This window comes from Pedobacter sp. SYSU D00535, from assembly GCF_017355855.1.
GTDB lineage: Bacteria > Bacteroidota > Bacteroidia > Sphingobacteriales > Sphingobacteriaceae > Desertivirga.
In genome coordinates, this window is sequence record NZ_JAFEWD010000003.1 from 338,423 (window position 1) to 360,580 (window position 22,158).

General features: G+C 45.7%; 19 protein-coding genes and 1 tRNA gene. 7 read left to right on the forward strand and 13 right to left on the reverse strand.

Features of this window, described 5'->3' with window-relative positions; translation table 11 throughout:
* Positions 1-26 precede the first annotated feature (26 nt).
* From J4N23_RS09495 to J4N23_RS09505, 3 genes are all read right to left on the reverse strand, one after another.
* On the reverse strand, positions 27-809 hold the full coding sequence (locus J4N23_RS09495; RefSeq protein ID WP_207426728.1) for a hypothetical protein: 783 nt from the start codon (positions 807-809) through the stop codon (positions 27-29).
* Between the two features lie 68 nt (positions 810-877).
* Positions 878-1,660: an NYN domain-containing protein gene (locus tag J4N23_RS09500; protein ID WP_207426729.1), complete on the reverse strand. Its 783-nt coding sequence runs from the start codon at positions 1,658-1,660 to the stop codon at positions 878-880.
* Between the two features lie 45 nt (positions 1,661-1,705).
* On the reverse strand, positions 1,706-1,951 hold the full coding sequence (locus J4N23_RS09505; RefSeq protein ID WP_207426730.1) for a hypothetical protein: 246 nt from the start codon (positions 1,949-1,951) through the stop codon (positions 1,706-1,708).
* Between the two features lie 125 nt (positions 1,952-2,076).
* Here J4N23_RS09505 and J4N23_RS09510 point away from each other — a divergent pair, with 125 nt between their 5' ends.
* Positions 2,077-2,541, forward strand: a complete 465-nt coding sequence (locus J4N23_RS09510) for an XRE family transcriptional regulator (protein ID WP_207426731.1) — start codon at positions 2,077-2,079, stop codon at positions 2,539-2,541.
* Here J4N23_RS09510 and J4N23_RS09515 read toward each other — a convergent pair.
* Both J4N23_RS09515 and J4N23_RS09520 read right to left on the reverse strand, forming a co-directional pair.
* Complete coding sequence (locus J4N23_RS09515; RefSeq protein WP_207426732.1) at positions 2,523-3,935, reverse strand: hypothetical protein; 1,413 nt, start codon at positions 3,933-3,935, stop codon at positions 2,523-2,525. The genes J4N23_RS09510 and J4N23_RS09515 overlap by 19 nt on opposite strands.
* A 109-nt stretch (positions 3,936-4,044) precedes the next feature.
* Positions 4,045-4,716 carry a TetR/AcrR family transcriptional regulator gene (locus tag J4N23_RS09520; protein ID WP_207426733.1) on the reverse strand — a complete coding sequence of 224 codons (672 nt, stop codon included), beginning with the start codon at positions 4,714-4,716 and terminating at the stop codon, positions 4,045-4,047.
* 147 nt (positions 4,717-4,863) lie between these two features.
* On the opposite strand from J4N23_RS09520, the gene J4N23_RS09525 reads away from it, so the two are divergent.
* Both J4N23_RS09525 and J4N23_RS09530 read left to right on the forward strand, forming a co-directional pair.
* Positions 4,864-5,487, forward strand: a complete 624-nt coding sequence (locus tag J4N23_RS09525) for a carbonic anhydrase family protein (protein WP_207426734.1) — start codon at positions 4,864-4,866, stop codon at positions 5,485-5,487.
* A gap of 162 nt (positions 5,488-5,649) precedes the next feature.
* Entirely contained in the window at positions 5,650-6,381 is a 732-nt protein-coding gene (locus J4N23_RS09530; protein ID WP_207426735.1) for a DUF481 domain-containing protein, read from the forward strand.
* A 30-nt stretch (positions 6,382-6,411) separates the two neighbouring features.
* On the opposite strand, the gene J4N23_RS09535 is transcribed toward J4N23_RS09530, so the two are convergent.
* From J4N23_RS09535 to J4N23_RS09545, 3 genes are all read right to left on the reverse strand, one after another.
* Positions 6,412-6,903, reverse strand: a complete 492-nt coding sequence (locus J4N23_RS09535; protein ID WP_207426736.1) for a hypothetical protein — start codon at positions 6,901-6,903, stop codon at positions 6,412-6,414.
* An 11-nt stretch (positions 6,904-6,914) separates the two neighbouring features.
* The gene (locus tag J4N23_RS09540) at positions 6,915-8,069 is read right to left on the reverse strand and encodes a zinc-dependent alcohol dehydrogenase (protein ID WP_207426737.1); all 1,155 of its coding nucleotides are present in this window, start codon (positions 8,067-8,069) and stop codon (positions 6,915-6,917) included.
* Between the two features lie 246 nt (positions 8,070-8,315).
* Positions 8,316-9,239 (reverse strand): AraC family transcriptional regulator, encoded by a 924-nt coding sequence (locus J4N23_RS09545; RefSeq protein ID WP_207426738.1) that lies wholly within the window; start codon positions 9,237-9,239, stop codon positions 8,316-8,318.
* Between the two features lie 71 nt (positions 9,240-9,310).
* Between J4N23_RS09545 and J4N23_RS09550 the strand changes: the two genes are divergently transcribed.
* The 3 genes from J4N23_RS09550 to J4N23_RS09560 all read left to right on the forward strand — a co-directional run bounded on the left by J4N23_RS09550 (position 9,311) and on the right by J4N23_RS09560 (position 14,599).
* Positions 9,311-11,701: a TonB-dependent receptor plug domain-containing protein gene (locus tag J4N23_RS09550; protein ID WP_207426739.1), complete on the forward strand. Its 2,391-nt coding sequence runs from the start codon at positions 9,311-9,313 to the stop codon at positions 11,699-11,701.
* Between the two features lie 6 nt (positions 11,702-11,707).
* Complete coding sequence (locus tag J4N23_RS09555; RefSeq protein WP_207426740.1) at positions 11,708-13,072, forward strand: hypothetical protein; 1,365 nt, start codon at positions 11,708-11,710, stop codon at positions 13,070-13,072.
* A 72-nt stretch (positions 13,073-13,144) separates the two neighbouring features.
* Positions 13,145-14,599, forward strand: coding sequence for a PepSY domain-containing protein (locus tag J4N23_RS09560; protein WP_207426741.1), 1,455 nt, complete (start codon positions 13,145-13,147; stop codon positions 14,597-14,599).
* 102 nt (positions 14,600-14,701) lie between these two features.
* On the opposite strand, the gene J4N23_RS09565 is transcribed toward J4N23_RS09560, so the two are convergent.
* Positions 14,702-16,606 (reverse strand): BNR-4 repeat-containing protein, encoded by a 1,905-nt coding sequence (locus J4N23_RS09565; protein ID WP_207426742.1) that lies wholly within the window; start codon positions 16,604-16,606, stop codon positions 14,702-14,704.
* Between the two features lie 337 nt (positions 16,607-16,943).
* Positions 16,944-17,031, reverse strand: a tRNA-Ser gene (locus tag J4N23_RS09570).
* Between the two features lie 276 nt (positions 17,032-17,307).
* Here J4N23_RS09570 and J4N23_RS09575 point away from each other — a divergent pair.
* Positions 17,308-18,957 carry a hypothetical protein gene (locus tag J4N23_RS09575; RefSeq protein ID WP_207426743.1) on the forward strand — a complete coding sequence of 550 codons (1,650 nt, stop codon included), beginning with the start codon at positions 17,308-17,310 and terminating at the stop codon, positions 18,955-18,957.
* 31 nt (positions 18,958-18,988) lie between these two features.
* Here J4N23_RS09575 and J4N23_RS09580 read toward each other — a convergent pair whose 3' ends face one another.
* From J4N23_RS09580 to J4N23_RS09590, 3 genes are all read right to left on the reverse strand, one after another.
* Positions 18,989-19,606: an FISUMP domain-containing protein gene (locus tag J4N23_RS09580; RefSeq protein WP_207426744.1), complete on the reverse strand. Its 618-nt coding sequence runs from the start codon at positions 19,604-19,606 to the stop codon at positions 18,989-18,991.
* Positions 19,607-19,711: 105 nt separating this feature from the next.
* Complete coding sequence (locus J4N23_RS09585; RefSeq protein WP_207426745.1) at positions 19,712-20,443, reverse strand: PIG-L family deacetylase; 732 nt, start codon at positions 20,441-20,443, stop codon at positions 19,712-19,714.
* A complete protein-coding gene (locus J4N23_RS09590; RefSeq protein WP_207426746.1) occupies positions 20,440-22,116 on the reverse strand; it encodes a carbamoyltransferase C-terminal domain-containing protein in 1,677 nt (558 codons plus the stop codon). Before J4N23_RS09590 ends, J4N23_RS09585 begins: the two co-directional genes overlap by 4 nt.
* Between the last annotated feature and the right edge of the window lie 42 nt (positions 22,117-22,158).

A 22,158-nucleotide genomic window follows, 5' to 3' on the forward strand; every position in this document is an offset into this window, starting at 1 on the left:
ATTCTTCCGCCTTTATATTTATGATCTTATTGCATCGATGGCTGATCAGCACAATTACCCGTACCGAAAACAAGTGCCTTTGAGTTACGGCTATCGCGCTCAAAGGAAATTTTACCACCCCTTGGTCTGAAACGCTGGGAGCACTCATACTTCACCAGCAGGGCGCCGTCGTTGTTACCTTCAATTTCAGCGGTCACACCCCCGGAAAACGTCTCTAATCCATAGCTCGAATTCAGCACTTCAAAAACATCGTCTTCTAATGCTGTCGTGTTGCTGCCAGTTTTGAAATGATTGTCTCGTTCTGCAGTGAAGCGGATGTAATCCCCTCCTGGCACGCTGAACTCTCCGTTCAATACCATCAACTTCATGACTGCTTTTTGCTGGTAGGTAGAAGGGGTGAAAGTATAGGTGCCTTTCACACTTAACTCACCTATCTTGTAATTATTCGGACTTAAAACTACGCTGCCAGAAGCTGAATCATAGGATAGAACCACTTTTCCTGATCTTGTTGAGTTGTCGGAACAGGTAGAGTTGGGTGAAAACGTTACTTCATATTGTTCTCCACCGCCTACCGTTTGTCGGGATATAGAGGCGCAGGATAAGAAGCTGGTGCCCGGCTGGCTTTGCGGGACATGTCTCACCATGTATTCTAACTCGTTAAGTAGTACTTCTACGGTTAGAAGGGAATTGGCAGCACTGAGGTCTGCTGCATGTTCTTTTTCTTCCTCCGAAAGGGTAAAGTTTTCTTTTTTACACGAGAGGCTGAACATTAGTACAACCACTGCCAGTAGGGCTTTTGTTAAGTTCATTGCGTTGCTTTCTTTAAGTCTTGTCAGTACGACGATTCTTTGCGGAACGCAACATCATCCATGGTCTCTTATTGTGTTTTATTTCTGATGTAAATATGCTTGATGCCCTTATTCGCGGTGTCTCTTTCGTCAATCTCGATTAAATTGATAGAACGAATCAGTGGCGTAAGCTTTTGGAAGCCAAAGTTGCGCGGATCAAAGTCCGGTTGTTTTTTCATGATCAGGCTTCCGACATCTGCCAGGTAAGCCCATCCTGTTTCGTCGGCAAGGTCGTTAATTGAAGTTGATATAAGTTTAACAACGGCTCTTCCTACTTTTGGTTCCTTAGGTTTGGCTTTTCTGCGAGTCGTTTTCTTAGTCGGGTTTACTTCAGGTTTTGCGCTTTCTTCGGGCTCCTTTTCTTTGTCGTTGTCGCCCAAAATTTCCAGATAAATAAAGCGATCGCAGGCTACGATAAAGGGATTAAGTGTTTTCTTTTCGCCAATACCGATCACCAGCATGCCCGCTTCGCGAAGGCGGGTAGCCAGACGGGTGAAGTCTGAATCACTGGAAACGATACAAAATCCATCTACCTTGCCAGAGTAAAGGATATCCATCGCATCAATGATCATGGCAGAGTCTGTAGCGTTTTTACCTGTTGAATAGCTGTACTGCTGAATAGGAGTGATGGCGTTTTCAAGAAGAACATTCTTCCAGCCCGAAACGGTAGGCTTAGTCCAGTCTGCGTAAATTCTTTTGGTGGTTGGATTGCCGTATTTAGCAATCTCCTCCATTATTCCCTTGATGTTGGAATAAGGAACATTGTCGGCATCTATTAAAACAGCCAGCCGAAGGTCTTTCGAGTTCTGCATTTCATAGTTAAGGTATTTACAAAGGCCGAGTGTCCTAACTTCGCTTTAGGAGTTTACGTTCTCGGCAATTTTCTGTTCCAGGTTGCAGGCAGTCAGGTATTCCTGACATTCAACTACCGAGAGACGCCGGTTGAGGATCTCTATGTCGCTAGTGTTGCAGTCGTAGTAGAACTGATTGTTCCCCGGGAACTTTTCATTATGCCCCCTTGCAATCTCTTCATATAATTCATTGAAAGATGTGAACTTCTTGAAGTTTCTCCTTTTTCCGTGGCGCTTGAACAAAATAAACATACCCTTATAACAACATGCTGATCAAATGGTGTCTATTTATTTCATTTAGGTGTAGGCACTTACATTAATCCTCAACAAATTGGCCGTTATTGCCTTATTACTGAAAGAAAAGAAAATTTGAAGGAATGAGTACAATCAAGAATTTGGAGATGCTAGCCGATGTTTTAGAAGAGCAGGAGCTGCAGAAACTAGATGCTGCCGCCTCTTTGCATAAGAGGCAGTCTAACCTTGAATTTACACTGGTGAGCCTGGAGGATAATACCTTAACGGTAGAAACAGAGCAGGGAAAAACGACGGGCAATTATGCTAATTACAAGACATTGATAAAACGAACAGGAGAGGTGTTTGATAAGATACTGCCGAACTCTATTAAGCTTCAGGTGCTCCCTAAGGAATTTGTGGAGTCGCCGGCGATGGTAGTCACTCCCGACTGGATAGATAAAAAGATGCAGGAGAAGGAAGTTCGGATTAAGCAGATCGCGTTTGATACGGGCTTGGACCGGAAAGACATTTCGGGCTGGATAACCGGCGAGCGGAACATGTCGCAGATTGTAAAGGCGATGTTCTATTTCTATTTTAAAAGTCTCTGAAAAGAATGGCAGGCACCGACTGCCTTTTTCTTCATCCACTTCTTTGGTATCGGCACTACGCAGATATTCATACTTCGGTTGTCTTTGGATAGCATGGCCGACTGTATCTGAATTTTAGTTCCGTCGGGACTGAAGGTCGGGTGCGGATGATCTGCTGCTGTGGGCTTGTGGCCGGTGGTCAGTAATTGCATCTCTCTCGTAGTTCTATCAATCAGGTACACACTTCTGCTGAAATCATCGCCCACCGCCCAGCGGCCGTCTGGCGAACCGTGAACATGCCAAAGACCGCTGCCGGAAGGAGTTTGACCAGCGATGCTCATTTCCCGGGTGCGAAGGTTCACGATGGCTAGTCCGGTGGGCTTTTCCCGCGTTCCTGCCGCTCCCCAGGCAGCTTCCTGGCCAGGATTAGCTCCTCCAACGCCGGTAGCCGGCGCATCTACAGCACTTTTTCCTCCTGCAATAGGGCGGTGCCCCATAATGGCGATTGCTACCTCATCCTTCGAGATGACTGCTTCGTGTGTCACCCACTCGTAAGGTGCTTCTGGGTATAGTGGACGAAGTCCGGTACCATCAGCCATCACTGTCCACGTGCGCTGCGGCGATTTTCCACCCGTCTCCCAGCAAAAAACGATTTCCCCTGGATTCCATAAGTTAGCCTGGATGTGACCAACTTGAAAAGGCACAGATATAATGTGTTTCAGTGCACCGGTTTTTATATTCATTCCGGCTATCCCCGAAGGTCCTGCACCCATATTTCGTGGTCCAAAGTTCTCCTCTACCTTAGTTCCTGCGGGTAAATGTTTTGCGGCTTCGTTTTTGCCTACTCGAAAATACACCCATTCCTCGTCTGCATCCAGGGCCATGTCACCACCTGCTTCAATTTCTACAGGCGTTGTACCACACACTCTCTGGTAGGTTTCCGCTGCCTTCATTTTCCCGGCTTTGCTGTCCGCAAATACTTTGGCAAGGTCTACCTCTATAATCTGTAGCGGGCGTGGCGCCGGTCTTTGCCCGGGGGTAAGAGTGGTTCTAGGTCCGGTAGGCCGCATGAAATACAATTTCATCGATTTCTGTGCGATGTTGAGCATGCCCGTATAGCCACCTTCCGAGACTTGCACAATGTCTCCTGTTTTTTCGTTTACGGCCAGCGCTTCTCCCTCCGCCAATTGCGAACGAAAGATCAGCCATTGTCCGTCAGAAGTCCACTGCGGGTGGGTTGGATATATTTTATTATCACCGTGGGGTTTGCTCGTTAAAAAAACCAGTTTATTGCCTGTTACCGAATCCTTTACCACTTTACGTTCTGAAGGGAACCGTCGGCCTATTTGAGCATTTGCTGAGAAGTTCAATACGAGCGAGGCTGCCAGCGTTGCAAGGGCTAGTTCGAATTGCATGTGCGCTAAGAGTTTATATTGGTAAAGCCAATATTACAAACTTAAACAGGCAGATGCAGTATATTCAAAGTATTACTTTGGTTACAATAAAATGCTTTGAATCAGCGCCTCAGCTCAATACCTTAAAGAGCAGGTCATTCAGGAATTTTGCGGCGAACTCGTTCTTATCTTCACCCTCAGCATCCGTCAGCTTCGGCAGGTAATTGCTAAAGTATTCCTGATGATGGGATGCTTCAATAAGCGTGCTGCTTAAAGAACGAGGGTACTGATACCCCGGGTTATACTCTGCAATAACTTCGGCTATTCTTCCGCACAAGTCCTTGTAGGGCTTAAACACCTGGCTCTTGTTAATTTCGGTCACCTCTTTAACGAGGTAAGATTTGCTGCTTTCAGAGATTACGATCTGATGCAAGACTTTTTTGTTATAATCAAGTTGGCCCGAACTTTCCGGAAGTTCGTGGGTTAGCAGCTCAACGATAATGTGCAGTCGCTCCTTGGCATCACTGATATTCTGTAGGCGCACCATGAGCAAAAATTCCATGTAAGACCAGTACCAATTGAGGATATATAACAGTAGTCGATGTTTATTTTCGAAGTAGCGGTAGATTGTTGCTTCGGTGGTTCCCATTTCTAAAGCCAGCTTTTTGAAGGTAAAGCCTTCAAAGCCGAGTGCATGAATCAAATCGATAGCTTGCTTCACCAATCTCTTCCCCAAGTCAGTACTCTCCGGATCTTTTAAATAGATTTTCTCATTTAACTTGAAGGATAACTGGAATTCCATAATGTATTATTTCTGCAAATGTAACAAATGTTCTACAGGCAAGGTTCTGTTTCAGGGGGGCGTTCTAATAGTATTGCTATTAATTTTTGTAGTATTGCATTTTCAAACCTCCATTATAATTTTAATTATTAGACTAGGAAAATACATATGAGAACCCTTACAAAAGAGCTTCAGGACGCAATGACTCCTGCGCAGGCAATTGACATCCTTAAGAAAGGTAATGAACGATTTATTAATAATCTGAAGGCTAACCGTAATCTGCTACAGCAGGTAAACGAAACTTCTGCCGGTCAGCATCCTTTCGCAGTAATTTTGAGCTGTATTGACTCTCGTACTTCGGCCGAGTTGATTTTTGACCAGGGGCTGGGAGATGTTTTTAGCGCGAGAATTGCCGGGAATATCTTGAATGAGGACATCTTGGGAAGTATGGAGTTTGCATGTAAGGTAGCGGGTTCTAAAGCTGTAGTGGTTTTGGGACATACTAAATGTGGTGCTATCAAAGGTGCTTGCGACGGAGTAGAATTAGGCAATCTTACTAAACTGATAGAAAAAATTACTCCGGCAGTGAAGAGTGAAACTAGTACGACAGAAGACCGGACGAGCAAAAACAGCACCTTCGTTGATAATGTAGCTGAGATCAATGTTCATCTTACTATTGATCGTATCAGAAAAGAGAGCCCGATACTGGCCGAGATGGAGAAAGAAGGCGCAATAAAAATTGTAGGCGGCATGTACAATGTGGAAACAGGCGCTGTAGATTTTTTTGAATAGTTAATAAAATACAAGAGTCCCGGGGAACGTATAGCGTATACCGGGACTTTTCTGCTAAAATTCTACCTTTTCTGCACCACCCTTCGTTCAATTTAAGGTTGGACTACCACGACAGTATTTCGATAAACATTTTCGGCTAATCCATATCTTCGCAGCTTAGCTATGTTGAAGCATGTTTTATCGCTGTCGCTTTTATTAAACGTCTTAACGGCATTCGCTCAGTTCAACGACAGTACTCACCATTTTCTTCGTCTGGCGTCCAGTGGTAACCTAAACAGGACCAATACCAGCGAATCGCACCTGCTGAATAACAACTTGCGATTTAGCATCAAAAAGAAGAAGATTTCATTGAATACAACCCAGGGTTGGGTATATGGAAAGCAGAATGACAAGCTATCCAATAATGATTACAGTTCCTACATTGATTTCAATGTCCATCCATGGGGCCCTAAATTTTACTACTGGGGCCTGGGAAACTACACTAGCAGCTTCTCGCTAAAAATTGAAAAGCAAATTCAGACAGGGCTGGGGCTAGCCTATAATTTTATTGAGACTGAAAGAAACTGGCTAAACCTGAGCAATGGTCTCCTTTATGAAGCCAGCGACCTGCGACTTAGCTCTGGAGAAGATGAGCAATACCAAACCCTTCGTAACTCCTTCCGCCTCGCTTTTCGATTCCGTATTGGCGAAGTGGTAATATTCGAAGGGTCTGGGTATCTGCAAAATTCACTTAACTCCCGCTCTGATTATATAATTCGGTCAACTACTGGCATCTCTATCCGCCTAAACCGTTGGTTAAACCTTAACAGTAGTCTCGGTTACAACCGGATCACTCGCACTGACCGGGAAAATTTGCTGCTTAGCTACGGGCTGGCCTTAGAAAGGTACTTCTAGAGCCGGCCTTAGCATTATCGCAGCGCTTTATCAGGCTTTCTTTGAGTTATGGCTCAATACTTTATACAGTGCATAGATCATGAAGCCTCGTCCGATCATCTTCTTCAGGAAGTTCTTTCGGTTGTGTTTCCATTCCGCTTTCCAGCCTAGTTCTGCGGCCAGATTTGGAACATGTCCCCGCTTGAAATCATCAACTAGGCCTTCTACTACATTTACGCGGTCAGCTAAAATGAGCGGGAGCCAGTGCGCAAAGCTCGATTCAGAATATCGGAAGGCAAAACGGCGAATCTGACCGCTTAGGCCCTGCGGTGGAGGTGCGGTGCCGAATACAGCACTCACGTTCGGTCGTTCGATCGAGTGCAGCACCTCAATATTTACAGGTTGTTGTGCCGGCCGATCCCAAGTGTAGCCTTTTTGTTCTTCATCAGTTCGGTATTTCATCGGATAGGTAGGGTCGTTTTTTGGGTCGGCATCTACTCCCCATCCGGTGATATTCTTATAGTCTATCGGTTTGTTTTCCATGGTAGTGTCGATTAAACTTTGGCTGCCGGAGGAATCAATACAGGCTTGATACAGTTATCAAGCTTTGCCGCGAACATCCGGTATCCTTCTGCTGCTTCCTCTAATGGTAGGCGGTGAGTAATGATGTCTTTCGGACTTACACGTCCTTCCTGAATATGCTTAATCAGTTTGGGCAGGAGCCGTTTTACCGAGGCCTGGTTGGCTCGTACAGTTATTCCTTTATTGAGAATATTACCTACAGGTACCAGGTTTCCTGTTGGTCCATATACCCCCACGATCGACAGAATTCCTCCTTTTTTTACCGAGTTAATTGCCCAATGCAGCGCTGTAGCCGCTCCTGCCTGTAGCAATAGTTTTTTTCCGGTAATGGATTGCATTGTGCTTCCTGAAGCGTCGGCGCCAACTGCGTCTATACAGACGTCAGCGCCCATCCAGTCGGTAGTTTTCTTGATGAACACCACAGGGTCCTCAAGGGATTTGAAGTTGTAGGCTTCGCAGGGTGCGTACTTTCTCACAAAGTCCAGACGGTATTCCAGGTGGTCAATAACGATCACGCGTCCCGCGCCAAAAAACCAGGAGAACTTCGCTGCCATGATTCCTACAGGTCCGGCGCCAAATATTACCACTGTATCGCCTGGCTGGATGCCAGCCATCTCTGCTGCTTGATACCCTGTAGGGACAACGTCCGTAAGCAAAACGGCATCATCGGGGTCTAAGCCTTCCGGGATAACCATTGGACCGACATCGGCGTAAGGGACCCGTACGTACTCGGCCTGGCCGCCATGATAGCCACCCGCCGTGTGGGAGTATCCGTAGATTCCGCCTACAGCCGTTGCTTGAGGGTTCGACTCGTGGCAGTTTCCATATAGCTCCTGTTTGCAGAAAGCACACTTTCCGCAGGCAATGTTAAAGGGGACAATTACTTGGTCGCCTACTTTTAAATTGTGTACTTCGGGGCCAAGCTCTTCAACCACCCCAATAAATTCATGGCCGAAGGTCGTGCCCACCCTCGTGTCAGGAACCAGGCCAGTGTATAAATGCAGGTCGGACCCGCAGATGCAGGACCTTGTCACTCGGACAATCGCATCCTGAGGGTGCAGAATTTCCGGGTAGGGCTTTTGCTCAACCCGAACCCTGAAGGGTCCGCGGTAACTCGTTGCTAGCATAGGAAAATCCTTTCTGTTAATTTGTTAGACATGTTTTTCAACTATAGGTGATATTTTCTTCGCAATAGTTGTTCCAAAATGAACTTTTCTTTTACAATGAAGTTTGAAGGGCTTCTGAACCAATCGGCTGAGATAAATTGTAGTAAAAAGAAAAGAGGGCAGCTTGGGCAGGACGCTTTATGACCAAAGAAAGCTTCGGTGATTTAGGTGAAGCGCTCTGCTATTTATTGTGGGATAAAAGGCTTGCTACAACTTAGAAGAGTTCAGCTCATTCGGCAGGTATCCGAAATGTTTTTTAAAAGCAGCACTAAAGTGGGTGGGATATTTATAGCCCATCTGTGCTGAAATTTCAGCAATGCTCATTACATTCTCTAACAATAGCGACTTCGCCCGCTCCATTTTATATTGGTTCAAATAGCCATACACCGTGGTACCAAATGCTTGTTTAAAATTGCGTTTCAAGCTGAATTCATTGGTGCCCACCATATGAGCGAGGGTTCTTAAACTCAACTTAGCCCCGCTCTGTTCAAGGAGAATATCCCGGACTTGCTGCATTTTTTCCAAATCGTCTTTCCTTAGTAGTGAAGGTTGCCCGATGTCCTGCAATTGCTCGAATTGCTGTAGCTGCAGGGCCAGCAGGTGGATCACTTTTGACTGTAAGATCAGCTGGCTGCAAAAATTGCTTTGACTGAAGTCCGCAAGATCATGTAAGATGACAGCGATAGGGGGAGTGATGTACATGTTATCAGCAAAGAGGAGGGAAGGGCCGTCGTCAGCAGCGTTTTGCAATAACTGCTGCCTGAGCGGGTGCTGCTGGGGCAGGTATCTTTGCAGGAAAGACTCGCTCAGCTGAATACAGTAGCTTCGGTTTTTAACCTTGTCTGCTACCAAGTGGCATAACTGTGGACTGAAGCGCAAGAGGTTATGCTGAAATGCTTCTATCCTTGCATAAACTTCGCTTCCGTCAGCGCTGACAAGTTCAACACTGCCTTTCAACAGATAGATCATTTGTATTACAGACTCTCTTTTTTTAATACTATCGGAAGGCTGTTGCAGATGCTCAACATTTAGAAAGTAGGAGAATGACGTCCTGTTCTCCTCCGGCATCAGTTGTTTTGAAGAATGAAGAAATTCTCCCTCTTGCGTCACTTGTTCTCCGTTTTGCGTCATAGCCGGTTTATATATTTGCAGCGAATTTATCATTATTAAGACTAATTCTAAAGAAATAATTACTTCGGCTGATGAAGCACTCTCTACTCGCCTTTTTGGTAAGCATTTTCTCCGTCCTTGTAAAAGCACAAACAGGAACCGTGTCTGGTATAGTATCAGATGAGAATGGAAAAGCTGTACCTGGGGCCACGGTAATGATAAAGCAGGCCGATAAGCTTACCGCAACCGACGACCAGGGGAAGTATCAGCTCACCGGAGTAGCTTATGGAGAGCAACTGATCACCGTTATATCAATGGTAACAGCTCCCAAATCGGTTTCGGTTAAGATTAATCAGCCAAAAACAACTGTTCATATCAGGGTGCAGCTTGCCGATGAGAAGGAGTTGAAACAGGTAACTATCGTTGGCAAAACTGAAAAGAGAAAAATAGAAACGTCGGGTTTTGCGGTGAACGTGGTAGATACGAAAGAGGCTGCAAGCAGAAATATTCAGACAAACGAATTGCTAGACCGGACGGTGGGTGTTAGGGTTAGACAGAGCGGGGGTATTGGTTCTCAGGTGGAATACAATCTGAATGGGATGACAGGCCGGGCTGTCGGCATTTTTATCGATGGACTCGAGATATCGACTTATGGATCTTCCTTCAATCTTAACAATATTCCCCCTGCATTAATAGAGCGCATTGAAGTATATAAAGGAGTGTTACCAGGTCATTTATCGGGCGATCTTTTGGGGGGAGCAATCAACATTGTCTTGAAAAAGGGAAGTGCCGCTAACAACCTTACAGCCTCTGCATCTTATGGCTCTTTCAATACCTTTCAGTCTGACGTAAGCGCTAATTATCGTCAACTAAAAAGTGGTTTTACAACACGGTTTTCGGGTTTTTATACGTCCACCGACAATGATTATGAGCAATGGGGTAGGTTTTCTAAATATATCAGACCCAATGGAATTGTCGAGCGAAATTTCAGAACTAAACGATTTTTTGATGGATACCGAACTGTAGGAGGACGTCTGGAAGCAGGTTTTACTAATGTAAAATGGGCGGATGTTTTTTTGCTCGGCTATAACGCTTCAGATTCATATAAAGAAATACAGCATGGACAAACGATGGGAAGACCTTATATGGGCAGAACCTCTGAAACCCAGGCGCATGTATTGGGAGTAAATTATAAGAAAAGCAATCTATTTGTTAAAGGGCTCGACTTTAATTTAAATGCAGCTCATAGTTTTAGAAATACATATGTCCAGGATACGTTACCCTGGGCTTATAACTGGGATGGACAACCAAGAGTCGGATTAAACGGAAATCCGATCCGCACGCTGGCCGGAGCTCAGCAGGGCGCTCCTATGATGGATGATATTGATCGCCAGATCACCAATGTTCGGTCTAATTTAAGCTACGCTCTTTTCAAAGGTCATCGGCTTTCCCTGAACGAAGTTTTTTACGCAGTTGACCGACAGGATCAAAACCTACTCGCTCCTCTTGGAAGTGATGCATTGAAACGATCAGCAGATTTTTCAAAAAACGTAATCTCGATTAACTACGAGGCAGAAACTTTTGGAAACCGGTTGGCTACTAATCTCTTCACAAAAATTTATCAGCAAGCTGTTGGTTCTACTAATTATCGGATGAATCAGGGGGGGATAACGCAAGAAATCCTCAAAGATAACCGGGTAGAACAAGGTTATGGACTCGCTGTATCTTATCAGGTATTTCCCAATATTCACTTGATTACTTCAGCTGAACGGGCCATAAGAATGCCGGATGACGATGAGATTTTTGGGAGTCCCGACCGGAACGTATTGTCCAATCATAATCTTCGGCCCGAGATGAGCGATAACTATAATGTTGGTTTCAGGTTAGGGACGTTTGATGTCAAAAAACATAAGCTCTCGGTTTACGGGAATATGTTTGGTCGGAAAATCCGTGATCGGATTATGCCGCAGGCGAATGAATTGTTGAATAGTCAGGAAATTGAAGAGACGCAATTTGTTAATATCAGCTCTGCACAGTCCATTGGTTTTGAGGGGGAGGTTTCTTATACCTACAATAGAAAACTCGTAATGATGGTCAATTTTTCAAAATTCAACTCACTTTTGAAAAACCGGGCCTCGAAATACTACAATACGCAGTTGCCAAATGAACCTTTCTTCACAATCAATGCAAATGCTCATTATCGTTTGGATAACCTCATCCAAAAATCGTCAGAGTTGAACTTGTTCTACACGTTTGGTTATGTGGCGCCATTTAAAACAGTGTGGCCGGAATCAGATGATTTTGTTACGCCGACACAATATTCACAAAACGTTGGCCTAAGTTACACCTTCCCCAGTCGCAAAATCGTCACCAGCCTTGATGTCAAAAATATTCTCAATGCGGAGATCTACGACAATTTTGCGGTTCAGAAACCGGGACGGGCTTTTTATTTAAAAATCAACTACATCATCAATAATTTTTAATTCTATATGAAAACTATAAACTCAGGCTTGTTAGGGATGGCGCTGTTCGCAGCAGTATCTGCTACCTTGTTTAGCAGTTGTAAGAAAGATGGTTCAGACTCTTCTTTGGAGGAAAATAGTACTCGTTGGATCACATTATCAGCTGCAATAGACGACCCCGAGAATACCACTGTTGGAGACGGCGACGCCGGAACAATGGTTTACAGTGTATCTCTTGCTGATGCTAAAAATCCGGATGTAACCATCAACGCTTTTCAAAACGGAATTCATGTGAAGTCTGACCGCACCGCACGTTTGCAGGCTTCCGCAGATGGTAAATTCCTCTACAATATCCAGTATACAGGTGATGATGGGGGAATTTTCAATAAGTACAAAGTTTTAGGTGGAAAAAACTTCGTTCCTGATGGTCCTGAAGTAGAGACAGCAACTTACGTAAGTACGTCTCCCCGCTGGCTAAAAGCGGCTGAGGGAGTTGGCGTAGCTGTAAGAGCGACGGCTAACCCGGTACTTTACGGCGGAACAACTCCTCTTTTCGTCTTTCAAAAAAGGACTGCCAAAACCGACGTCCTTACTTTAGATCTGAATAACCCTCAAATTCTCAAAACAACTTCCTTCGACCTTGCACTTACTGATCAGGAGGTGGCTGCGGGCTATTATGTAAGCCGTATAGACGTACCGGTTGTAAACAAAGCAGGAAACAAGGTATACATAGGTGTTGCAGTAAGCAAACACAATACGGGCAGCTTTACCATTGATGCCACCGGACAACCTGTTTTTGCTGCAGATAACTCTGTAAAAAGCTGGGCTAAAACGCTGGTGCTCGATTATCCTAGTCTGGCTAATCCAAAAATTATTACCTCTGATAAAACACGTGGAAATACTAATGGATACAGAAGCACCATGCAGTACGTAGGTACTGACGGTCACGTTTACCAGGCAACTTCTGGTGAACTCGCCGGCGGAGGCGGATCGAAGATTCTTAGGATAAATGCCACTACCAACGACTACGACCCGAACTATGTGTTCAGCCTGGACCAGGCACTAGGTATAACTAATAGCTATATTGAAAGCTGGAAGTATGCGGGCAACGGTGTTGGCTTCGTAGTTTACAATATCGCTGGAAAGGGAGGTTATATTGCGAAGGTAAACTTGAACGACAAAACTGCAACGAAGTACACACTACCCAACGAGACTACGTTAAACTTTCGTCAGATTCAAAATATCGCTATTGAGGGTGACGAGCTGTTGATAGCAGTAGCTCCTATCGGTCAGGACGGTAATATTTACGTATTTAACAGAGTCACCGGCGAAATGACGAAAGGTGCTAAGTTAGTGAACGAAGTAGGTGGCCAATATATCGGCGCTTACTAATTAGATTTATATAAATTTTCAAAACAGGTGTCGGTGTAATCTGGCATCTGCTTTTATTTTAGCCTCCGTATTATGACTAAAGAGAATAAGAGCTGGCCAAGAATTAGGAAATTCTTCAACGACGTGCACCTCTGGCTAGGCCTTGCCAGTGGTATTATCGTATTATTTGTTTGTCTTAGTGGAACCATTTACGTTTTCAATACCGAAATACGCGAAATGGCAGCACCGCACCTTTATAAAGTTAAGCCGGGATCAGAGCAAAGCAAACTGAGCACGGAAAAGCTCATCGCTCTTGTTGAGAAGAAAAGCGGCGGTAAGGTGAGCAGTGTAAAAATCCCTTCTGCAGATGACCGCTCGTATGTGATGACCGTGAGGAAAGAAGGTCAGGAAGGTCAGGAGGGGCATGACCATAAAGGCGAACGTAAAGGAGGCCCGGCTCCAGAAGGAATGCGATCGGAAAGAGGGAAGCGGGAGCAACGGTCCGAATTGGGCGCTGCGGAAGGTCATGCTGCCAGGAAAGGCAACGAAGAAGGCCGTGGATCTGATAAAGCAGAAAAGGGAGCGGGTAAAGGTGGCGAAGCAGGCGCCGCAGGGCGTGGTCCTGGAGGCAGAGGAACGCAGTATATGATAAACCCTTATACAGGCGAAATTTTAGGCGACAGCAAGTCTTCTAAAACAACTGCCGATGCCGTTATGCAATTCATGTTCAGCTTACACAGATGGCTCCTCCTTGATAAAATAGAAGAACCGCTGTTCGGAGAATTGGAGAACCGTAAGCTGGGGAGCTATATATCGGGGACAGCTACTATTCTTTTCACCCTGGGAGTCATCACCGGCATTGTGATCTGGTTTCCCCAGCGGATCAGAAACTGGAAACAGGGGCTGAAAGTGAAAACGAGCGGAAACTGGAAACGTACCAATCACGACTTGCATAACAGCTTGGGCTTTTATAGCTGTCTATTGTTGTTACTGATGGGACTCACGGGGCCGCAGTGGTCTTTTCCATGGTATCGGGAGGGTCTAAGGAAAGCATTAGGGACCCACCAGGCTGAGGGACCTGGCAAACAACAGGAGCAGCCGAGTTCTGAGGTGCCTTCTATCACTGCAAGCACCCTTTCCGTAGCTGAGCTTGTCAGTCTTGCCAATAAACAGTTGCCATACGAGGGTGACTATACTATCTCACTACCGCGTGACTCGAGCGGTACGGTGAACATCATGAAAAATAAGATTGGTTTTTTTGCTCCGGCTGCAGCCGATAAACTTGTGCTTGATCAGTACTCAGGAGCTGTACTAACGAAAGAGATCTTTGCTGAAAAGCCCTTTAACGAGCGAGTGTCAGGCTCCATTAAGGCATTGCATATCGGAGATGTATACGGCCTGTTTTCGAAGATACTGTACTTTTTCGCCTGTCTTATTGCTACCTCACTGCCGGTTACCGGTACACTGATCTGGATCAATAAGCTGAAGAAAAAGGGTAACAAAAATACAAAGCCTGCGAAGGCTCCTTTTGTTCCGGCTGAAGTGTAGCGTCGGATTTGACGTACAGGGAGCAGATCTATATCAGAAGGAAAATTCATCCTTCTGATATAGATCTTCAAGTCACCTACTGAAGCCTTGTCCCGTTTTCTATCAGTTTCCGTTGCTATTTACCAATGCCTTAATTTCATCCTGTGAAAGCGCCCGCCTGTAAATCTTTAAATGATCGGCAGTCCCTTTAAAGCCTCCGATTTCCACCTCGGAAATTACTAAGCCGGCTATCTCCACAAATTGATCAACCAAACCATTGATATAAGTCTTTAGGTTCTTCCCTTCGTGGGAAATCACCAAATTAAATTTATTAAACTTTTCTGGCGGATACCACTGTCCTCCGGTTCCCCGTGGTTTTTTTCGCCACCCGTCTGAGTTCCCGAGAACGTTTGTGCTGGAATAGACCCGTTCTCCAGCTTTTAAATACGGTTTTGGCCGCTCATCTTCCGGAATCTGATAGCTAAGGCCTGCAAACTTCAAAATCTGACCATAATAGTTAGCCGAATCAAGGGAGAGGGTTAACACTATAGTGAAGGAGTCGGATTTGGGTACGGACACTTTCTGTTTTTTCTCTGATGACATCATCCAGTTAGTCTTCTGGCTAAAAAGTCCCTTTTTTAGATCGATGCGGTTTGCAGGGATCGTCATGCTTGTACGAAGCCCCGTAGGGTAACCAAGGGGGCGAGTCGAACTTACAATCCAGTCGTAGTAGTCGCCATACATCCAAACCAAAGATTTGTCGCTGTTTTCGTTGTCGATCATAAAAGGTCTGACATTGTTTTTCGGCGAATCAAAAGTGAGTTGTTCTACCGCCCCCAGCGTTCCGTCTAACCCAACAGTATACTTTTTTAGCTCATAAACCAAGCCGTGTTTCCCCGCTACCGGGACAGAGCCGTAAATTACTTGTGAGTTTCTCTTATCGATAGCTAAGCCGGCACTATAGCAGTTTTCAATGTTGGGGGTTTGATGGAAGTGACCGCCCGCATTAGCCAGGAACGTTTTTTGCCAGCCTGTACCAGTCCATCTCACATAATAATAATCGTGCGATTTTTTATCCTCACTGATGCTGACCGTCGCTATGACCGGTTTTCCTCCCTTGTCGGCAGCAACTTCCCAGAGCCAGTTGCGGGCGGGTGTCTCGTCTACCACTGCGTAGGGATAGCTGCTTTTGTACGCGGAAGTAGCGTCTACATCGTGAAGGGCCCCATCTCCAATAACAGCCAGCTTCGTTCCCTGAATATCCGTCAGCTCCTTCGTGTTGATGTCTATATAGTTGAAGTAAATATAGTTCTGGCTTTGGTTATCGGGATGGGTAGTCGTATAGGCCATGTAGATCTTATCCTTCCCATTGGATACGTACTTGGCATACGGTCTTATGCCGGCGCCCTGACCTTTTTTAGAACGTACCATTTGAAAAGGTCCCCAATTGAATTTTATATTTCCCTCGGCATCAGGTACACTTAACCTGGCGATGGTAGGATGCCAGTTGATTCCGCGCCAGCATAAGTAGATGTGGTCCGGGTCGTCCGATAAAATGAAGGGCGATGGGTAGGTCGTATTATGGCTTGTCTCCAGCTTAAATTCCTTTCCCAAGGTCGTAATATCTCCCTTTTTACTCGATATCCGGTAATAAAAACAGGGCTCATCGGTGTGCCGCGAGTAAAACACCATTACCCGTTCATCCGGAAGCACCAGCAAAGTCGGATTATTATGGTCATCAGGCTGGAAATAGGAGCGAATGAGAACTTCACTACTTGTATTCGTTAAGTGATTGATTTGGGTGCCCTTGATATTCCCATCGGTATCAATGTATCCGATATAGGTGCTGTTGATGGTCCCCTTCGCATTTTTATAATGGATTGCCCTTGGGTCGGCGAACCAGCACCAGGCGCCCTTTTCGGTAATGGTGTTTACTTTAAGGGCTGTCCCGCCGGACGAGGAGTTTTGTGCAACCACTCTTACTGAAAGTATCAGACAAAAGAGTATAAAAATTCGGTTTTTACGCATAGCCTATAAGTTTTTCACTACCAACGAAGATCCGTAGCAGGCTTAAAAATATCGAACTTTTGGGATGTGAAGGAATATTCTTGATAATGAGTTCAGTGAACGGGCCTGAGCTAAAAAAAAGAAGTACTTAAGAATGAGATGTTCTCTCTTCTGTGCTTGATTGGACGATGATGAATTATCTACAATGATCCCGGAAGGGGGAGGCTTCAACAAAACGATTCCACTTCGCTTCGCTCCGTTCATTTTGTCCTTTTTACGCGTATCGCCTCAAGTCCTTCAGACTTGAACACCCCGCTTAGAACGACAAAACCCCGCTTGGGCGGGGTTATCGTTTTGGTGGCGGAGAGAGAGGGATTCGAACCCCCGGACCTTTAACAGTCAACGGTTTTCAAGACCGCCGCAATCGACCACTCTGCCATCTCTCCGCCACAAAAGTACAAGGTTTATTGAATTCAAATGGGTTAGAAATGCTGCCAGATCGGGTTCTGTCATTAATCGGCTCTGTATCAGTAAAAATATTTTTCTAAATTTTTTTTGTTCGGCCAATAATCGTCCTTTTTTAAAACTTACGACATCAATTCCTGTTATTGTCTTTTGGTTTTTGTGTGGCCAAAGTCTGTCACTCTGCGGCGAGCATCTATCTTAATTATCACCTGTGAGAAAATAGTGAACTCAGCAATCAAATTTTATTTCATCTGTATATGAAGAAACCTCTACTCATCTTATCCGTCTCTTTTATCCTTTGTTTTTCCTTGAAAGCTCAGATTCGCTATGCCGACTCGCTGCTTGTCGCCAGGGATCTTTATAGCGAGGGCGCCTACGAGCTGGCATTCACGAAGGCCGGTAGCCTGCAAAAGTTGGATAAAACGAGGGCCGATGGCTTTCTGCTGGCTTCCCTGATCTCACTCAAGCAACAGGATCTGGATCAGGCCAAAGCTTATCTAGCGAAAGCGGAAGGTTTAAAGGTTTCGGAGGGAATGTTCAGTGTCGACTTTGTGAAGCAGGCAGTGAAAGAGCGGGAGGTGACCAGCCTATTGCTGGAGACGGCGAAGAATGCCCAGAACCAGGGCAACCGCCCGGTAGCCGCTTCCCTGTATACCGAAGCCTTCCTGAAGAACGAAGCAGAGAACGCCGAGCACGGATTTGAAGCCTATAAATTATGGCGGCAGGAAAAGGAATTTTCAAAAGCGATTCAGGTTCTGGAAAAGCTGGAGAAATCGCCGAACTATCGCGTTTCGCAACAGGCCGTTAACCTACTCAAGGAACTAAGCCAGGATCCCGAGTTGCGCCTGGACCGGCAGTTTTACGATTATATGCAACTGGCAGCACAGTCGGAAAAAATGGGGCAGTTACCCGAGGCGGTGGATCTTTATCAAAAAGCAGTACATCTGAAGCCCGGGCACCTGGACGCCAACAAACGGATCCAGCGACTGAACGACGAGCTGGCCTTCAGAGTCGCCACTGAAAAGAACAGCATGGAGGTATATGAGCAGTACCTCATTAAGTTTCCGGAAGGAATTCATAGAAAAGAAGTTGATGTTGCACTTGCCGGCCTTTATCTTAATAGCGCCCGCACTTATGCCGGCAAAGGAAATTTCGCGGAGGCGGAAAAGCATTATAAGAAACATCAGAGTTTGTATCCTGGGTCTGGAGATCGGGAGCGGGTGGATGCGGAGTTATGTGATCTGTATTTTAAAGAGGCCAGAAAGCATGAGCAGTTGAAAACGGCAGCACATTTGGAGAAGGCCATCAGCTACTATCAACAGGCGGAGGCTTGTAATCACCGGGCGCTCAAAGAGGGGCATTTAACCAAATTGAACAACAAGCAACAACGGTGGAGCAGACCAAATATGCGGTTTTGGGGTTGGCATGGCGATGAGCGCGATGCTATTGGGATCACCGGGGGAAGTTTAAATACGAGGAAGATCGGATTGTACATGGCGGTGAGGCTCAATAAAGATTTTCCGTCTGAAGGGGCGGATACTTACTGGAAGACTAACAATATGAATAGTGTGGAAGGTTCGGAGGATAAAGAAAAGACGTTCACAGGTAAAACGATCGAAAGACGGCTTCATGCCACCGTTGGTATCACCAAAAAACTAATTCACCCACTTTGGATATATGCTGGTGGAGGACTTGCTATCAACGGGCAGCTGAGGGAATTTGTATCGGAGGACGGTACTGTTGAGAAGGTGTCCAACAGCGATCAAAGCTATGCAGCTTTTAACCCTGAGGCGGGACTGCATTTAAAGATTGGCCCTCTCACCCTTGGATACGGCTTGAACAGACCGCTTACAGACCGCTTTACAAAAAACTATACGCAATCATTCCGGCTGGGGATAAAAATGTAATCGCATATCGCGGGAGCGAAGCTCCCGTATCTTACTTATCCCGAACAAAACGTAGATTGTGACGGTAGGACGGGTTATTCTGATTGCCGTAAAAAGCGACGCGATGATTCAGATTTGCACCTTCCTGGATACTTACCGTGATTGCCTCTGAAGTCCAGAATTCGCTGATATCACCATCCATAGGACTTGAATTATTGAAGCTATATCCGGCCGGAAAGGCATTGAAGCCAGAGGCATTTGTTCCCTGCGTGTTTTTCCAGCGGGTAGCCGATACAAGCTTTTTGATATTTGGCTGATTGGTAGCGTGGTAGTTTTCCAGCACAATACCCTGAGACTCCATTAGCTTTACATAGTCATTTACTGTCGGAATCCTCCAGCCCTGAGGTAGCTGCACCTGGCTGATCTCCGGAGCGGTATAGTATCGCCCGTATTCTGGCTTGCTGTTGCTTGCATCGTAGGGAATGCCGCCAGGTCCATCATAATTACTGCTTGTCCAGATCAGCGTTCCGATTTCTACTGTTGGATAAGCTTTACCTGAAATGGTGACCGTCTGTCCTGGTTGTTGTTCGGGCTCTACCGGGTCTTTATCTTTTTTGCAGGCGAACTGTATGAGGATAAGTATGCTGAGAGCAATTGTGATTCTTTTCATTTCAAAGACATTAATGAAAGAAATACGGGATGTCCCAGCAGATCGTAACAGCCGAAGTGCAATTTTTAAACAGGTCTGCTTTTCCTGATAGAGTTTGATTGCTGGTTAGTACTCCAACATATCGCTCAACATAGCAATAGTATTGGATTCCCCCCACAGCCGCTCTCCCTTCAGGTCCATCATATGTGCTACAATCTCAGAGCAGATCTGCTCATTCATCTGGCTTTCGTACACCCTTACCGCTTGTTCCTTGTCGATGGTGCAATTACTCATCAAATTAAGCTTGTTCACCAGCGATACGCCGAGCCGCTCCTCCAACTCCCGGATGCGCTCCGTAATATCCTCAAATGATATTCTTGCAGCATAGGGGAGATCTTCATAAAAAACTACCCTAATATCGGGATACAACTTCAGCACTGCTTCTAGGCAGATCGCATGATCAATATGACTGCCGATGCCGAGTGGGCAAAAGAGAATTCCGTCCAGGTGTTCCTCCAATTTTAGCTTCAACTCGTTCACCACTTCCCATTCGTCCGCTTCCAGGGGTTTCTCCTGGAAAATATAGCCCTTTCGCAATGGGGCATCCAGCAAGTCAAGGTTGACCAGCTGGATGACGGATCCGAACAAGCGGTTGAAGTCTGCATCTTCCCGGGCTCTGAGCCGGCTGACCGCTTCGATTTCTTTCGATTCAACAGGAATAGCTGTCCATTTCGTCACCGTAAAACAGTTAAGAAGCTTTATCGGAACATTCCTGTTGACTAAGCGTGAAATAGTAAGCGTAAGCCCATAAGCCGCGTCATCGAAGTGCGGCGATAAAATCGTTGCTTTTAAATTCACACACGATAGCTTGACAGATGTAAAGGATTACTTACCGGCTTGTTTTTAGAAATGATGTACGGCGGCACCACGAGGTGATGTATAGGGTGGTTGACAAAGCAGTTGATAGCGTCTGTCAGGCTCTCCACCATCGTTTCATTCTTTCCGTTGAAGCTCGTATTTGCAATGATGCCTACTCCTGTTTTCTCTTTAAACTTGGTGATGAGCGAGTAGATGAATTCGTTGTCTTCCCGGCTCACCGTTTGTATCCGCGCACTGTGGTCGACGTGTTCTATCGTAGGGAACTTGTCCTTGTACTTGTCGCGTACAAAGGCCGTAAACAGCATAAAAGGAGTCCGCTTGCTAAAGTCAAAGTATTCATTTACGTCTTCCTCCAGTACAAAAGGAGCGATGGGTCTGAACCATTCCCGTCCCTTGATAAAAGCGTTGATCCAAAACTTATTTACGGCAAAACGGGTATCGGCGACGATACTCCTGTTTCCTAAAGCCCGGGGACCAAATTCACTGTTGCTCTGGAAAACACAAAGGATCCGACCCCAGTAGATGTGATTTGCGCACTCTTCAATGAGGTTTTCTGGTTTTGAGATCGTTAGATCCGGATATTGCTTGATTAGCTCGGTCACCTGTTCAATATCTACGTCCGGTCCCAGATAATCAAAGCGCCACTGGAATTCGTTCTTAATTTTAAAACATTCCATCGCACCGTAAATTGCGCAACCAACAGAAGTACCACCATCGTGAGGGGCAGGCGGGATGAACAGGTCGTACCCTTGTTCCAATACTTTGCTGTTGGCAACACAGTTTAGCGCACAGCCTCCGGCATACGCAATGTTTTTTGTTCCGGTTACTTCCGAGAGCCACTTGGCGATTTCAATCAATGCTCTTTCGAAAACTTCCTGTCCGCGTGCGGCAAAATCAGCTTTTTCCTGGAACGTTTTTATTTCATTGCTGTAGTGATACTCAGTCGATTTGAACGCCTCTACCCAAGCCTCAGGTATGAAGACTTCTCCTTCCTTCACAGTCAGTTCCGGTAGATCAAGCTTATGGGGATCGCCATAGGCTGCTAACCCCATTACTTTCCCCTCGCTTCCCTCGCCTTCAAAAAGGCAGTTGGTGAGCTTGTAGTAGAAGTTTCCTAAGCCGTGGGGCGCTTCAGGATTACGGTCATGTAGCTGTTTTTTGATGCATTTGATGCTGCCGTTTTCACAGTAGTAGTAAGAAGCTACTTCAAATAGGTTTCGCTGGCCCGACACTTTTCCCGGGTAGTCATACTTCACGTGATGGGCGGGGCTTCCTACTGAATCAATGATCATTACAGCACATTTATCAAAGCCGGAAGGCGGGTAAGCGCTGTACAGATGAGCCAGGTGATGGGATATCTCAATGATCTCTGCATTCTCTTTCAGGTTCAGTACTGTCCGCAGTTCTTCGTGGTATTGTTCTTTCTTTAGATATTCGTCGTCAGCCGACCAGCATTCTACAATCAGATCGTATTCGCGGTCGACCGCGGGTATTTGCTCCTTGTACATCTTTATATCTCCCAGCCGTCCCCAATGATGCTTCCTTTTAGTAAGCCGCTCTTTGTGAATAGACATTACATGGGTGCCTCCATCGAAAACAGATATAGTGCCGTCTTGCGTTCGGTTGATGCCTAAAATAGCTGGTGAATTCATAGATGTAGAAATGTTTTTAGGGTTAAGAATCAGTTACTCTTT